The sequence below is a fragment of the Paenibacillus sp. JT22N7 genome, assembly GCF_059383875.1.
Map to the genome: position 1 here is coordinate 93,391 of NZ_JBXENY010000004.1, position 13,822 is coordinate 107,212.

General features: G+C 41.7%; 10 protein-coding genes. All 10 read right to left on the minus strand.

Annotated elements, in window-relative coordinates:
• Positions 1-13: 13 nt before the first annotated feature.
• The 10 genes from AC50Y5_RS12020 to AC50Y5_RS12065 all read right to left on the minus strand — a co-directional run bounded on the left by AC50Y5_RS12020 (position 14) and on the right by AC50Y5_RS12065 (position 13,519).
• Complete coding sequence (locus AC50Y5_RS12020) at positions 14-3,478, minus strand: peptidoglycan DD-metalloendopeptidase family protein (protein ID WP_494860869.1); 3,465 nt, start codon at positions 3,476-3,478, stop codon at positions 14-16.
• 15 nt (positions 3,479-3,493) lie between these two features.
• Entirely contained in the window at positions 3,494-4,537 is a 1,044-nt protein-coding gene (locus tag AC50Y5_RS12025; protein ID WP_494860871.1) for a hypothetical protein, read from the minus strand.
• Positions 4,538-4,539: 2 nt separating this feature from the next.
• Entirely contained in the window at positions 4,540-5,160 is a 621-nt protein-coding gene (locus tag AC50Y5_RS12030) for an S-layer homology domain-containing protein (protein ID WP_494860873.1), read from the minus strand.
• A gap of 77 nt (positions 5,161-5,237) precedes the next feature.
• Positions 5,238-10,412 carry a hypothetical protein gene (locus AC50Y5_RS12035; RefSeq protein WP_494860875.1) on the minus strand — a complete coding sequence of 1,725 codons (5,175 nt, stop codon included), beginning with the start codon at positions 10,410-10,412 and terminating at the stop codon, positions 5,238-5,240.
• 71 nt (positions 10,413-10,483) lie between these two features.
• The gene (locus tag AC50Y5_RS12040) at positions 10,484-10,771 is read right to left on the minus strand and encodes a hypothetical protein (RefSeq protein WP_430160377.1); all 288 of its coding nucleotides are present in this window, start codon (positions 10,769-10,771) and stop codon (positions 10,484-10,486) included.
• 41 nt (positions 10,772-10,812) lie between these two features.
• Complete coding sequence (locus tag AC50Y5_RS12045; protein ID WP_494860878.1) at positions 10,813-11,286, minus strand: DNA polymerase III subunit gamma/tau; 474 nt, start codon at positions 11,284-11,286, stop codon at positions 10,813-10,815.
• A 163-nt stretch (positions 11,287-11,449) separates the two neighbouring features.
• The gene (locus AC50Y5_RS12050) at positions 11,450-12,505 is read right to left on the minus strand and encodes a YomU family phage tail tube protein (protein ID WP_494832617.1); all 1,056 of its coding nucleotides are present in this window, start codon (positions 12,503-12,505) and stop codon (positions 11,450-11,452) included.
• Between the two features lie 161 nt (positions 12,506-12,666).
• Positions 12,667-12,963, minus strand: a complete 297-nt coding sequence (locus AC50Y5_RS12055; protein ID WP_494860880.1) for a hypothetical protein — start codon at positions 12,961-12,963, stop codon at positions 12,667-12,669.
• Positions 12,964-12,986: 23 nt separating this feature from the next.
• Entirely contained in the window at positions 12,987-13,229 is a 243-nt protein-coding gene (locus AC50Y5_RS12060; protein ID WP_494860882.1) for a hypothetical protein, read from the minus strand.
• On the minus strand, positions 13,226-13,519 hold the full coding sequence (locus AC50Y5_RS12065; protein WP_494860884.1) for a hypothetical protein: 294 nt from the start codon (positions 13,517-13,519) through the stop codon (positions 13,226-13,228). The genes AC50Y5_RS12060 and AC50Y5_RS12065 overlap by 4 nt, the downstream gene beginning before the upstream one ends.
• Positions 13,520-13,822: the final 303 nt, after the last annotated feature.

Sequence of the window (13,822 nt, forward strand, 5' to 3'; positions counted from 1 at the left end):
CCTTTACCTTGTGTTAAGAACCGACATTTGAGAGCGTCTGCCAGGTCAGCTCCAAATTATTAATAATACCTTGGTTGTTGCCTACCAGACGATTACCTTTGACCAAATAATAATTGGCGGTAAATGTTTTTGCATCATATACATATACAGCATCCAAAATCTCAATTAACGGATTCCCTTTCACTACTACATTTTTCGTACGAGCCTGGCGCTTGAGATCAAAAAATATTTTATTCGCTACCTCTTCTTTTAATCCCCGCATCGTAGCCCCGTCTACTTCTTCAATCCACTCGAGCTGCGAGCCTGCCGTACGAATATTCCCTTTAGTAGCTACAAGCAGCGACTTATCAAAGAAATGCTCCACCATTCCTGTAGAGCCAGATATCATTAAATGGTTGCGAACACGGGAATAATCAGTTGAAGAAGTGACACCTAGCAAATTATCTCCATCAATAAACTCCCACTTCATTCCTGAAACGACCATCCAATCGGGAGAATCGAGAAAATCCATTCGTTCCATCTTGAAAGTGCCGTAACGATCACAGTACACACGATAAGGAATATCTTGAATAAGGGATTGGAGAGCATCTGTTGCCCTTGTACCAATTGGGAAAGAGACGGAAGCGACAAAAGGATTTTGCCAGCCGCCAACTGTCATAATGGATTCCTGGGAGACAGCCTCCAGCTCCCCTGTTTCCTGATTGAACTTCATGAATGTGTGTTTGCCTTTATTCACATCAATATACACCGTATCCTCAATCTCATAATCCGCGTGACGAAGGTCTTCAGGATGTGTTTTCCAGCCAGTCATGCCCGAGGCAACAACGATATCCTCCACAATGCTTGATTTAATCCATGAAAAAACTCCACTTTCCGCAGCAAAAGCCTCCTCCGGAGGATACTGCATGGGCTTATAGAATACGAATTCCTCCAGCATATCAAACCGGTCTACGCAGCTGAATGAAATCGTCTTATTTTCCGAGTTCTCTTGAATTTCCCCTTTAATCATGCCCGTAAATACACGCACAACCTCATCTCCATAGCCGGCGTAGATACGGATCGGCGTTCCTTCACTAATGACATGTCTAATTTCGCCCTCTTCATAATAAGTCATAGGAGACTCATTCAATCGGTAGGAATCAGGAAATTCCGGCTTCCTCTCCCACGTTGGCGAATAAATACCGGAAGCATTATTGAGCGTCACCTTGGCTGTTCGAGATGACATATCCATATGCGAATTAACTTCCCATTGCATAACATCTGCATCCACAGTGAACATTTCTTCAAACACAAATTCGCCTACTTCGTACCACTTTTCCTTATAGGCATCGGCAATATGAGTCGCAAATTGTTCGATAGCATAGTCATTAGCTGAATAATTCACCTGATCCAGGTACATCGTGCCAGCACCTACAGCGAACAAAATTCGATTCGCCGTATAGCTCATCGCTGTGCCTCGAACACCTGTGTTTTTCCACACATCGTCTATTTTCACATATATGTCGACATCCGTTTCATCATGGCAGACAACGGTATATTCAACAAAATCGCTTTTATTATCTACATTGTAGCTTCCTCCACCTTGAGCTGACACGCTGCTGTCATTTATGCGAATTAGAAACGCTTTCGTGCCGTTGCCAATATATAAACGTCCCGTTGTTCCCGGCTCGACTTTGACAATAAAGTTAATCGTAAACGGAAATTTCTTCACCTTGCCCAATCGTTCAATGCCCGCTTCTCCGCCCGCTGTGGAGATTGCTTGATGATCGCCTTTATCGGTCTGCTTGACCGTTCCATAAGGCGTCCAGTTGTTGGCGCTATTCATGCCATCTTCGAAATCCCACATTTGCTTGCGCTCAATGGTTTCCACGTCGAACTCCTTTGCTCTAATCCAGAGCAGGCCGAACTTACCAACCGAAGCTTTCGACGGATTAGCGAAAGAAATCTCTACTTTATGATGGCCTTTAGGAATCGGAATGGATGCCGGATAAGCAATGCCGTTTTTGGCGCTGATTCCTTTTATTTGAGTGATCAAATAATCATCGACCTTTACGGTAATAATATCCTCCAGCTCCAAATCGGCCATGTATGCCCAAGCCAAATTCCCTGTTTTTACCCAATCATGTTCAAAAACAATCGTTTTGACAGCTCCAGCCCGGCTTGTCCCTTTAAAACCAAGCACATTGAACTGCGTACCGTCATCCTGTGCCATAAACTGTTCTGCACCAGTTAATTCGGTGTATTTTTTCACGTCAAGACTAGTCCGTTTGGATGTAAAATCTTTATAATACGTTTGCTTTGACGTTGTTTTATTAACCTGATAGGTGACCATTTCCTTGCTCAATTCCTGATTGGCGGTTCTCGGCTTGCCATCTCCATAGCCTTTGACCCGGACAACAACCTGTTTCCGACCAAAGTTTAACGCTTGCTGCTCGGTCTCCATTAGTATATCTATACGATTGCCTTTAATAGCTCCACCTGTATCATCTGCTAAATACTCTCCCCAGCTCACTCCATCTACAATGAGTTCCACCATACTTTTTAGAGGAATAACGGAAGGATCGACGGCAATAATTTTCCAATCCCTCCATACCCGCACATCCGTACCACTCTTCGTAATTCCGGAACATTTGTAGCATTTTGCAATGTAAGCCGTCGCATTCATATGATATTCCTGAATGCTCGCTCCTGCCTCCTGCAGCAGAAGAGTATCCGGTGCTGAGAAGTCTCCTATCGGGATAGACTCTGCCTTTGAGGGAATTTGGATAGTTTGCGTACCACGTAAAAAAGGCTCCGGGTTCAAATCATTGTTGTTAAGCCTGACTTCAAAATGAAGATGCGTACCATCTCCACCATTTGACCTATAGGTTCCTGTGTTTCCTCCTAGTCCAATCAGCTCGCCTGCCCCTACTCTTTGCCCTACACTTGCGACAAGCTTGTTTAAATGAGCATATCTTGTTTGCCAGCCATTTCCGTGGTCCACATAAACCACATTTCCGTAGTTCCCATTATACTTTGAAAAGGTTACTTTACCGGCCCATATTGCGTACACAGGATCATTCATTGCTAAATCAAGATCAAGACCCTTATGTTTCGGCCTTTTTGTATTGGCTGATCTATGTCTCGAAGTAATGACCATCCCTTGAATCGTATTATTATCCGTTGTACGGCCTCTCATCGTGGAGCTTTGCAAAATGGGCATCGACATATTTGTATTTCTTAGCTCGGTTGGAATGTCGATTGGCTGACCATCTACGTAACTGGTCAATTGCTTTGCAGAATCAATAGATATAAGCTCGGATACAGCACTCTCGACGACATATTGCACAGCATCATATTTCCTGCGCAGCCCTGGCACATAGGTCATTTTATCAAGCTCGACAATGACTCTCGGTTCGTTGCCAAGCGCATTAACCTTCTCCATCATATCGCGCATCAATTGATCCGTAGGATATTGCATATTAGATACTTTAGTCAAATTTATCACCTGCCTTTATCTATATTTCTCTGTTATCCACTCAATGAAACGATTCAAGTAGGTCACTGCCTCGGCCCTGGTTATGCATGCTTCGGGTTCAAACTTATCATCCACATACAAGGGGAAAACAAAGCAGCCATCATGAAAACGCTCATTCAGCAGCGTCAAAACATCATTTTTGTACCAGTTCGCTTCAATGTCCGCCCGATCCACAATGACGCGGTCAAGGGAAGTATTGTATGAAAAAGTCCGATCTGTGTAGCGATTATGAAGATTCTCATAAAGGCGGCCCATAAGCGCGAAGAAATCTCCTCTACGAATCCGTACACTAGGAAAAAACCGGTCATTTAATGCTATACAGCTTGAATCTACCATAACCGTCTCAACAGTCCGCCGATTAGCCCCGTTTATTTTGGCATTATAGCCAATAACAGCCGGGAAACCGTTATACATATAAGGCAAATAAACTTTACCCTTGTGAATAACAAATACATCCCGTTTAAAATTAACGGCATTTCTTATTTTTAGATCCGCATCCTCGCCAGCTTGTATCGTAATGATTTTGCGCTTCAGCTTAATGCCCATCACCGTACAGGTTTCAGGCTTATAGTTCATGCTGAAAAAATACGTCGACTTGTGCTTCAGCTCTGCAGAAGGCAATCTAAAATCGGAGCAGCCTGTATAAGGGGTATCCAGACAGCCAATTCGTTTCATCTCTGGTCTGCCATAAGCGACACATAACACTTCAATCCCTGCAGTCATTGGATTGGACATCGTAACCTTGCCTGTTTCCACCTTCTCAGGCATAATTTCGACGCCGCCTACCAGCACAAATAAAGGATTATCCACATGGTATTTATAATCGGGTACAAGAAACTCCTGCTGCCCTTCAATGGTCACGAAGCGTTTGATCATTCTTTCATAGCCATCCACAAACTTGTTATAGGTCATTCCTGCCAACACATCGACTTCCCCTGTAGCATCTGTCTTCAGCCGGGTCGCCACGAGCGTATCTCTGTAAAACCAATCAAGCGGATCTACATCAATCCATCTTTTCATCCTTAGTACCCCCTCAGCAATTTATCTACGTAGCTGTAAGTTCGCATGAGCAGGGAAACCGCCTCTGCTCTAGTGGCAGGGTCGTTAGGACGAAAATAAGCTACGGCTTCACCATCGCTTTCCCAATTCGTAGAAATGAGGCCCATCTGTTGCATTTCATCAATATAGTCTTTGGCCCAGTGGCGGTCCGTATCAATAAATTGAGTCTGGTAACGGTATTCGAACTCCTGCTTGCGAATGAGAGAAAGCGCCGCGGTTACAATGTACTTGCTTTCCATCTCGGCTGTTTTGACATCCGGTTCTCCAGTTACAATGCCTACATAAATCGTACCTTTTTCATCGTAATACTTATGCTGCGCACCTGCATATTGAATCCAATCGGCATATTCTTTTTTCGAATAAAATAAGAGGGTCAGCGTTGCACTATAATGGGAGGTTCCGTTTTGAACAAGTCCAGATGAAGATGCCAGTGTTTGATTCACCTGTGTTTTTAGAACAGGCGTTGGCGGCTTATACTCCGTAATAAGCTTGGCTTTAACCTCTGTAAAACGAATGCCATTATCGTAAAACAGCTTTTTCTTATATATGGAATCCTCTGATAAGAGGTTATTCTGTTGTGTCATTTCTCTGCCTCCTTAAATAAATCTCCCCACCTCATTATAAGGCGGGGAGCGCTTGTTCTAACGGTAGCTGCCGTGATTTATAGCAATCGGTAGTTGCCAGGATTCATCGCCATCTGATTGCGCAAATTACCAACGCGTCCTACAGACAAACCTTGGCCTAATGATTGCCCAATTGCCTGAAGCTGACTTGCCGTCGTACCGTTTGTTATATTCGGAAGTGTAATGTTAACCGTGACATCTCCCGTTCCGATTGTCGTGGAATTATGCGTATTACCTCTGGTGAGATAGTCATATCGTGACATGGCTTGAACACCATTTGGCATGTTGAACGTGCCCGCCGAGGATTTCATTTCATCCAATATTCCGAGCTGCGCTTGCAAAGATTGTTTTTGCAAATCGCGAATCTCAGCATTGATTTCAACTGCTTCTCCTACACTAGCACTTGGCAGCCTGCCCTTGAGATCCGTAATTACATTCGAGATTTCTGAAATCTCAGTTTTTGCATTAGCAATGCGCTTATTGCGCAATAGGGCAGAATCATCAGATGGATTCCCCAGCTTAACCTTAAGAGAGAGTAGATCATTTTCCCTTTGCGAGCTGCTGTCATTAATGTTTTCTCTACCAATACCTATTGACGCGAGCGCATATTCTTTGAGTTTAACCTGCTCACTGCTAATGGAGTTTTGCATTTGCAAAATATTGCTCGTAAGCTCATCAGATTGGTCTCCTTTTGCTTGGATAGCTTTTAAATTAGCTAATTCAACTTTTAAAGTAGCCACTTTATTCGAGGTTATTTCCTTCATTTTATCCAAATAGCTTTGTGATTCGGTATCCATTTGGTAAGCAGCTGCAAGTTCTTCCGCTTGAGTAATTAGCTCTAGCATTTGGAGGTTACGATTAACTTGATCAATCCTATTCTGAAAGGTTTCTTGTTGCAAACCATACTCTTCTGGTGTAATAATCTTAATACCTTCATTAACAATCTTCTCGCGAGTTTCTTTATAGGAATTTAACCTATTTTCTGCCTCTTTATATTCCATTGAATCTTTATCATTTGATTTCATAATATTTTGAGCTTGCTTAATATACTTGTCTATAATGTCTAGCTGTTCTTGTATTACTCCACTTAAACTTTTTAATTGTTCCATACGCATATCGTTGTAGTCTTTAGTTCCAGTCTTCATGTCACCCATAAATTTTGTCATAGTTTCAAGAGAATTAGCATCTTTACGTTTGCTGAGTTCCTCTTGAATTTTTCCCAATAGATTTTCATAATTTATTGGAGGAAGTGATAAAGTACCATTTTTATAATTATTATTATATTTTTCTTTGTTATTATGTTCGATTCCCTCTATATTATCTTGATTAATTAATGATTGATCATAGGTTTTGTACATCGCGTCTTCACGAATAGTTTTTGTTTCACTATTATAGCCTGATGAATTGGCCCAGTTTTTAAGCACCTCTTCTGGATTAAGTCCATGATCTTTAATCCATTTTAATGTCTCACTATAAGTACCTTTCCCAGTAGTTATACCTGCTCCCTGCGCATTAAGAGCATCCCGAATTTCACCTATAATTTCATCTACTTGAGACGCTCCTGGTTGAGAAGGTTCACTTCCGCCTAGACCTTCGATAAAATTTAATGCATCATAAGAACGACCTAAAACTCGATTGAAAAAACCCGGCCAACTTTTCCCATCCCCACTAATTCGAAGAGTATTACTTGTAGCTACCAGTAACTCATCTCTGCTATCAGCTTGTGCTAATTTACGTTGAGGTTCTGTAGAAGTGGCTTGCCAAACAAGAGACTTGCCAAATTGAGCAATTCCAATAGCCCCTGCAATCTCTAAAGCCATTTTTGCTATTCCACCAGCCAAATTCTTAATAGAACTACCTGCTCCTTTCGCAAGATCAGGGATGTCTTTCAAGAAACTTTTAAAACCATTTCTCAATGCACTAGTTTTTGACATATCGCTGTTCAATCCCCGAATTGCATTTGATAGATTTCCAAAAGTGGGGCTAGCCTGCCGTGTTATTGTATTTGCTTGGTGTTGAGCTTTATTATAATCTTCAAGTGCTTTAGATAACTCTTTATAACTTTTTATAGCAGGCATGCCATTTCGACTTCTTTCGGCCAAATGGCTTTCAAATGATTTAAACTGCGTCTGTGACATTGATGTCATTTGATTTGAAGCTTGAGCAAATGTAGGAGATGAAGCCATAAGATGATTATAATTATTCATATTAGCTGAACTATAATTTAATTGATTTAGAAACCCTGAATTAAATTGATTAGCTAATTCAGGACTATTCTTAATTCTGCTATTAAATTGCTTCTGACGATCAAACTTTTGAGCATCAGTCAATGAAGTATTTTTTGTCCAATTTTTTGCCTCATCCATAGTTGTAAACAATGTTGGTATATCTTTCACATTTATTTTATTGTCAGTAAGATAGTTTTTAAAGTGTTCCTTCTGGCTATCATTCATTTCGTGAAGATTACGAATGTATGAATCCAATATCGGGCTTTTTTGCATTAAGCCCATATTTTTACGGCTAATATTTTTAAGATCATCACTAACAAGTCCATTAGTATGGAAATCATTCAATAAATCAGACATACTACTTCGTCTCTTCTGAACATTAATATCCTCACCTATTCCAGACTTACCCACTCCCCACTTAATTCCTTTCATCATCAACATTCCCAATAAAACGTTTGAAAGTACATCACCAAATTTATTGAACATTTCAGCATTTTTGGATACACTATTAGACAGACCGACAAGTACAGTTGATAATTTATTAATTGAAGGAGCCATGCCATCAAAAACAGCACTAAAGGCAATAGATATACTTTCCATAGCCCGATTTGCATTTACTAAAGGATTATCTAAAGATTGCTGCAGCATTTGGTTATATGCTTTGCTGTCTGGATCACTGATAAATTGCTGCGTTGTTTCATCAAGTTCAAGTAAACGATTCATAACCTCATGCATCATGTCAGTATCTGAGGAGCTACCTGTCTTACCAAGAATAGTATCCAGGGTTTCATTCCTCACAGCATCCCCCTGATTACGCAATGCTTCAACGAGTTCTTCAAAAATTTCCTCGCTCGTTTTGTTTATTATCTCTCCCGACTTTACATCCTTAACACTCGTTCTAACTCCTAGCTCTTCCAGCTTGAACTTCGCCTTATCTGATTGCAGCTCATTGAAAATCGTCGTATACACATTATTCTTATTGTTACTCGCAAGTAAATTAGAATTATAACCAGTGTTAAGTCCTTTAACCAAGTTGGGTTCCAATGCAGCACCTGTCATTAATAAAGCCAGTGCAGGGCTAATATCCGAATTATCTTTGTTAATCCTCGAACGCTTGGTGATATCTAGCAATTGATCAATAGGAATATTAGTTTTGTTTGAAATCACTACAGCCGGCTCTGCAATTTGCTTCTGTGCATCTGCAACCTCCAAACCGAATTGCTGGAGAAGTGATTCCATTCCCGCCACATTAGTCTTTCCAGTTCCACCTGCAATGCTTTGCATGTCCCACGCTATTTGGCTCATTTTCTTGATTTCTGCTGGATCAGAATAATAACTAGCAGCAGCACCAACCGTTTGGCTCACGTTTTCACGACTTATACCGTACCTAACTGCGGCAGCATTAATAAAAGTATTCATCTCTTTCATTACATTATTTATTAATGCCTGGTTTGCCGTACTGGATGGATTTCCGTTATCATCTACCCGAAAATTATCTTTAAGCATGAAGCTCTGCATTAGTTTCATTTGTTCTACTTGTAAGGTTTTATAGGTTTCAATAGACTGGTTTAATATTTTCATCGGGTCTTTTAAATTCGCTAATGTTAAGAAGTCTGTAGCATTCCTCACAGGACTACTCGGAGCTGCTGAAACTGTCGCCACAGGAGCAGCTGTTGTTGTCGTTGCTGCAGGAGTAGCAGCAGGCTGACTAGTTGAAGGATTTGCATTTGCATTCCCTGTTGGGTTCATATTAAGCGGCTGATTTTTACCTGAAGATGTCTCTATCTCTCGAATAATAGAATTAACCTGTTCATCAAACTGCTCGCGAATCTTTCGAACAAGGCTAATATTCAGCCTGTTCATTTGCACGGTCAAATAACGCTTCAGCTGCAAAGATGGCTCTACCTTTGCTTCCTCTGTATATCCAATGATACCCTCAATGCCTTCTCCTACTATTTGCAGCAGCTTGCGGTCAAGTGCTTGGGTCACTCGATCCAAATAGGTTCTGAGCGCAAACCTTGTGTTTCCTCCATTGCCTGCTGCTTCATATTGATTAATTTCGCTAAAAGTCGAGCTAATCTCTCTATTTAAAATAGATTGCAGCCGCTTGCCTAGCTGTCCAGCAAATAGATCTTTCCCCTCTTTAAATACCTCATTTATGCCAACAATAATTTCTTCAACATATTCCTCTAATCCCAGCTCAATCTCCTGCGGGATCTTTGATAGCTGTACTTTTATTTCATCTGTATCCAGAGGTTGATCCTCTATTTCTACTGTATTGAAAACCCGCTTTAATCTCTCAGCAGCCTTCACGATAACCTTATTCATATCAGCAGCAGAAATGCTAATACGCGCGCTTGTTCCAGCTAACATAGGGTTGCTAATCATACCAAGAATCTGCTGTTTGATTTTCCCTACAACTACACGCAAGGTCTCTTGACTGATTTCCATTTCCAACCCGTCTAATGCTGGTGCTGAAATCAAATTTTCTTTATTTTTATCAATCGTCGCTGCTAAAGAAGCAAGCTGCTGCTTCATTAATTTAGCCAACTCTTTACTCACTTCATCAAAATCATTACTACTCAGCGACATCCGTTGCCCCATGGCGTAGCCTGGGTCCATTTCAATTTGAATATTACGCATAAGCTTCTGAAGCTCGCTATTCAGCTCTTTCTCCACTTTATTGAACGCTTGACGAACTTTATCCTGGCTTAAGCTAACAGGACTGCTGCCACTCTGCTTTAACGAGGATGCACTATTCGACATAAGAACATTCATTTCATTATCCAACTGCTCACGCAAGCTACTGCCGGATTGTTTATTGATCTGACTATTCAACGATTTAGCAGATGTCAGCAGTGACTCAATTCGTCTTTCCACCCGACCGAATCTTGAATCTAGCGATTCCAGCTCCTGCCCAAACCGCATCATATGATTGATAGACTTGTTTAACTCTGAAACTATATTTAATTGGCTATTTTCCACTGGCTTTCACCACCTTTATAAAATAAAACTCCCGCCCCTCCATGAAGGAGCAGACAGGAGACTAATCGTGCTTATAGCAGCTGCGCAAGAAAATTCATATCTTCTGCATCAGCAACTTTATAACCCTCTACATAAGTGCCATCTTTTTTGACTACTTCCCCCTGCTCGTCGCTATCAGAGGAACCTCCCCCGCCGAACAGTCCGCCAAGGGACATCGTCGATACTTTGATGGTGAACTGTATGTGTTCATTGCATTGCTCAAGGTAGTAACCCAGCTGTGGTAGGGTCAGCTTCCACACATCGTATTTATCCAACTGGCAATAGTGTGCAAGCTTGAAGAAGATATTCGCCCAATCCACTGGCGGCTTATTGTCGTACTCTTCTTCCTCTACTTCAGTAGTTACATGGACTTTTTTAACCCATTCAGACCAATCATACAGTCGATAATCTTTTTCGCATTATCTAGATCAACGTATTCTTCCAAATGCTCCACAGTCATTGAACTGTAGTAAGGCTTAAAAGCCATTAGCAGAACATTCAAAAGCTCATCATAACGATCCTCGTCATCATCGCCATCCGGAATCAGATTTGCAATGATCACACCTGATTCAATCGTATTCAGCTTTTTCATCAGCTTGCGTGCATCTTTAAGTCCGAGTGGTGGAATTGAATAGGTTTTGCCATCACGCAGCCGAACCTTCTCGTCCTCCTCAAAAAAGACCTTCTCGCGAATATCTGCTTCCTCTTGCGTAATTGGCTTTTTCGGCGCTTCTTCTTTTGCTTCCGCTTCAACCTCTTGTGCTTGCTCAGTCGCCTTCGCCGCTGCTTCTGCCTCTTCATTTGCTCTTGGAATTACTGTTTCACGTTCACTCATTCAAAACGCCCCCTTTAATTTCTCCCACGTTTGATAAAAGGTAGATGACCTGCAAGGAGGGAGAGGTCCTTGCAGTCACCTCATCCATCATTCTAAGTAAATGAAATGCGAGTTTAACAATCTGATTGTAAAAAAAGACCCTCCGAGGAGGGCCTTCTATTTATTAGCAGTCAATACCTTGTACAGAGCCTACTTCGTAACGTTTAATACTTCCCAGCTTGCCGTCCGTACGTTCAGGATCGATAACGGTCAGTGTTACACTATGAGTGGAAGCTTGTTGACGCTGTGCATCAAGGGTAAAGTTGGATTTTACGCGGCATTGGAACAATTCGGTTTGGAAACCTTGAATCGAACCATCCTTTTGCTCAAATTGGCCATCATGTACAACATGAACCGTCAACGGCATGTCCTTCGTAGTAATATCCAAAATATCGACAACTTCATTGCGTTTGTAGTTGACATAAATATCTACATCTTTCAATGCCGAGTTAAACGACAGCTTGCCGCCAGATACTTTATACTCGTATTCGCCAGGGGAGGCATTCGTTGTTTTCTTCAGCAGCTTATTGCCTGCCAAAGTACGAACCGAAATTTGCGGATCCACATTGAGGGAGGAACCGAATACCAGATCAGCCTCAAAGCTGCTGCCATTTTGCTTCACGGTATGTTTTTCTTCCAGAACCCAGATGAAGCCATCTGCATCATGTGTCGTGCCTGGCAGTGCAGTTGCATATACAATGACAACAACTTTGCCAGCAAGCGCCATATCGAAATCAACATCTTTGCCCGATACCGTAACGTCAATCGATAGATCACGGCCGTTTACAACGGTTTCGTAGGCTTTAGGAGCAGGGGATGCTACTGCGACTTGAGACAGCTGCGCTGTATATGGCGCAGACGATGGAACCGTAATTGTTTCTGTTACCATGCTATATGCTGAACCTGTCACACCTTCGCGCAGCTTGGAACCAAGAACGAGGCGAACAAGGTTTAGATCGAATTTAGCAGACTCGGCTGTAATATCAATCGTTTTCTTCCGAAGCAGGGTATCGAGCGCTACACTCGAATCTCCACCTTCAATATCCTGCATATCAAGCTGGATGTCCAGCTTCATATTATTAAGTGTACCGATTGTAACGAGATCATCGCAATTCGGAATTTTCGCCATAAACTTGCCGGCACCTTTAATCAACATCTTCTTGTTTTTCGTAATTCCCATTTAAAAAAACCTCCTTCTATTTTCTCCCTCAATAGTTCATGCTATTGGGGTGTCACATCCTGTTTCGTGATGCTTCGTGAAACAATATAAGCTGTTGCAGGCTTCTTTATAACCGTCATGCGTACAAATTGACTAAATATGATTATTTTTTTATATTAGTGTTACATTACTTCAATAATAGAAACAACAGGCTGGCTGTTGGACATAAAAAATAACTTGTTCGCTCTAATCGCAAGCTGTTCTTTAAAAAGCAAACGAAGCGAATCGGCTCCAGCACTGACAACTTCTCTGTCACTTACATACACATCACCAAAACCCAAATTCTCGACAATAAGGCTGGCGTTTGGATGATGAGCATTATAGATAAAAATACCTGATCCCACCAACTGCTGAGTAAACTCTGCAACTACTTCGCCGTCCAACTCATTCATATTAATAATGCTGTTCGTTGCCATCATACTACCTCCTCCATTGCAGGCTGCTAAAATACATCCATATTTTTCATGCAAACATCTACTTGTTTGCGAACACTATTCAGATTTATAGGTAAGCGAACGTCTGCATTGTAAAGGTTCAAGTAGCTTTGTCGCATGGCGGCAAGCTCATCTGAAATGATTCCTTTGCCTTCATCCTGAAATACTCGCTCCAAATCTACATCCATATCACTTACACCCTGCTGCATTTCTTTCAGTACATGATAGATGTCTCCAAAAGTCATCGTCATACAATTCTAGTCCTCCCTATATAGTCTTTTTTATCGTTATAAGCGGCATCTATACAGCTTTGCAAACACTGTCGATGCGCCTGTATGAGACCATGTAAGCTGAGCTGCGAATCGACCGTTTGCCCCATAATAAATGCTAACAAGCGTTCAAGCTGTTCTTTATTTCTACGAAGAACATCAATACTGGCAGGAGAAGCATGATGCATCGCCTTTTCAATACGCTTAACCGCATTTACGATTCGGTCCACATCACTCACAACCACTCCTAGCGTATAATTAAAATCAGCCATTGTTTCCCTCCTCTCTGCAAACGCATTTATCCGCCCCTACGCTTCATGCATGGCCGACACCCCGTCATCGTTCTAGGCATAACCTGTGTTCTCGCATGCTGATTCTGCATATCCTCCGATCTGACGAGATTTCCCATAGCATTCATCAGTTTACCGGTTAACTCCCCGATACAGTGCAGACATAGAAGCGCATCTCCTTGCAATCCCTCAGCTACAAAGCTTTCCCTCGCCTTATCAGTCACGTAGCGAAATTCGCATTTTATGCATTTGACGTACAAGTTCATAAGAACACCTCTTCATTCC

Bases quoted from the DNA above. Each gene is read 5' to 3' on its own strand.
- AC50Y5_RS12025 (WP_494860871.1), bottom strand. From the start codon at position 4,537: ATGAAAAGATGGATTGATGTAGATCCGCTTGATTGGTTTTACAGAGAT.
- AC50Y5_RS12030 (WP_494860873.1), bottom strand. From the start codon at position 5,160: ATGACACAACAGAATAACCTCTTATCAGAGGATTCCATATATAAGAAA.
- AC50Y5_RS12045 (WP_494860878.1), bottom strand. From the start codon at position 11,286: ATGAGTGAACGTGAAACAGTAATTCCAAGAGCAAATGAAGAGGCAGAA.
- AC50Y5_RS12050 (WP_494832617.1), bottom strand. From the start codon at position 12,505: ATGGGAATTACGAAAAACAAGAAGATGTTGATTAAAGGTGCCGGCAAG.
- AC50Y5_RS12055 (WP_494860880.1), bottom strand. From the start codon at position 12,963: ATGATGGCAACGAACAGCATTATTAATATGAATGAGTTGGACGGCGAA.
- AC50Y5_RS12060 (WP_494860882.1), bottom strand. From the start codon at position 13,229: ATGACGATGACTTTTGGAGACATCTATCATGTACTGAAAGAAATGCAG.
- AC50Y5_RS12065 (WP_494860884.1), bottom strand. From the start codon at position 13,519: ATGGCTGATTTTAATTATACGCTAGGAGTGGTTGTGAGTGATGTGGAC.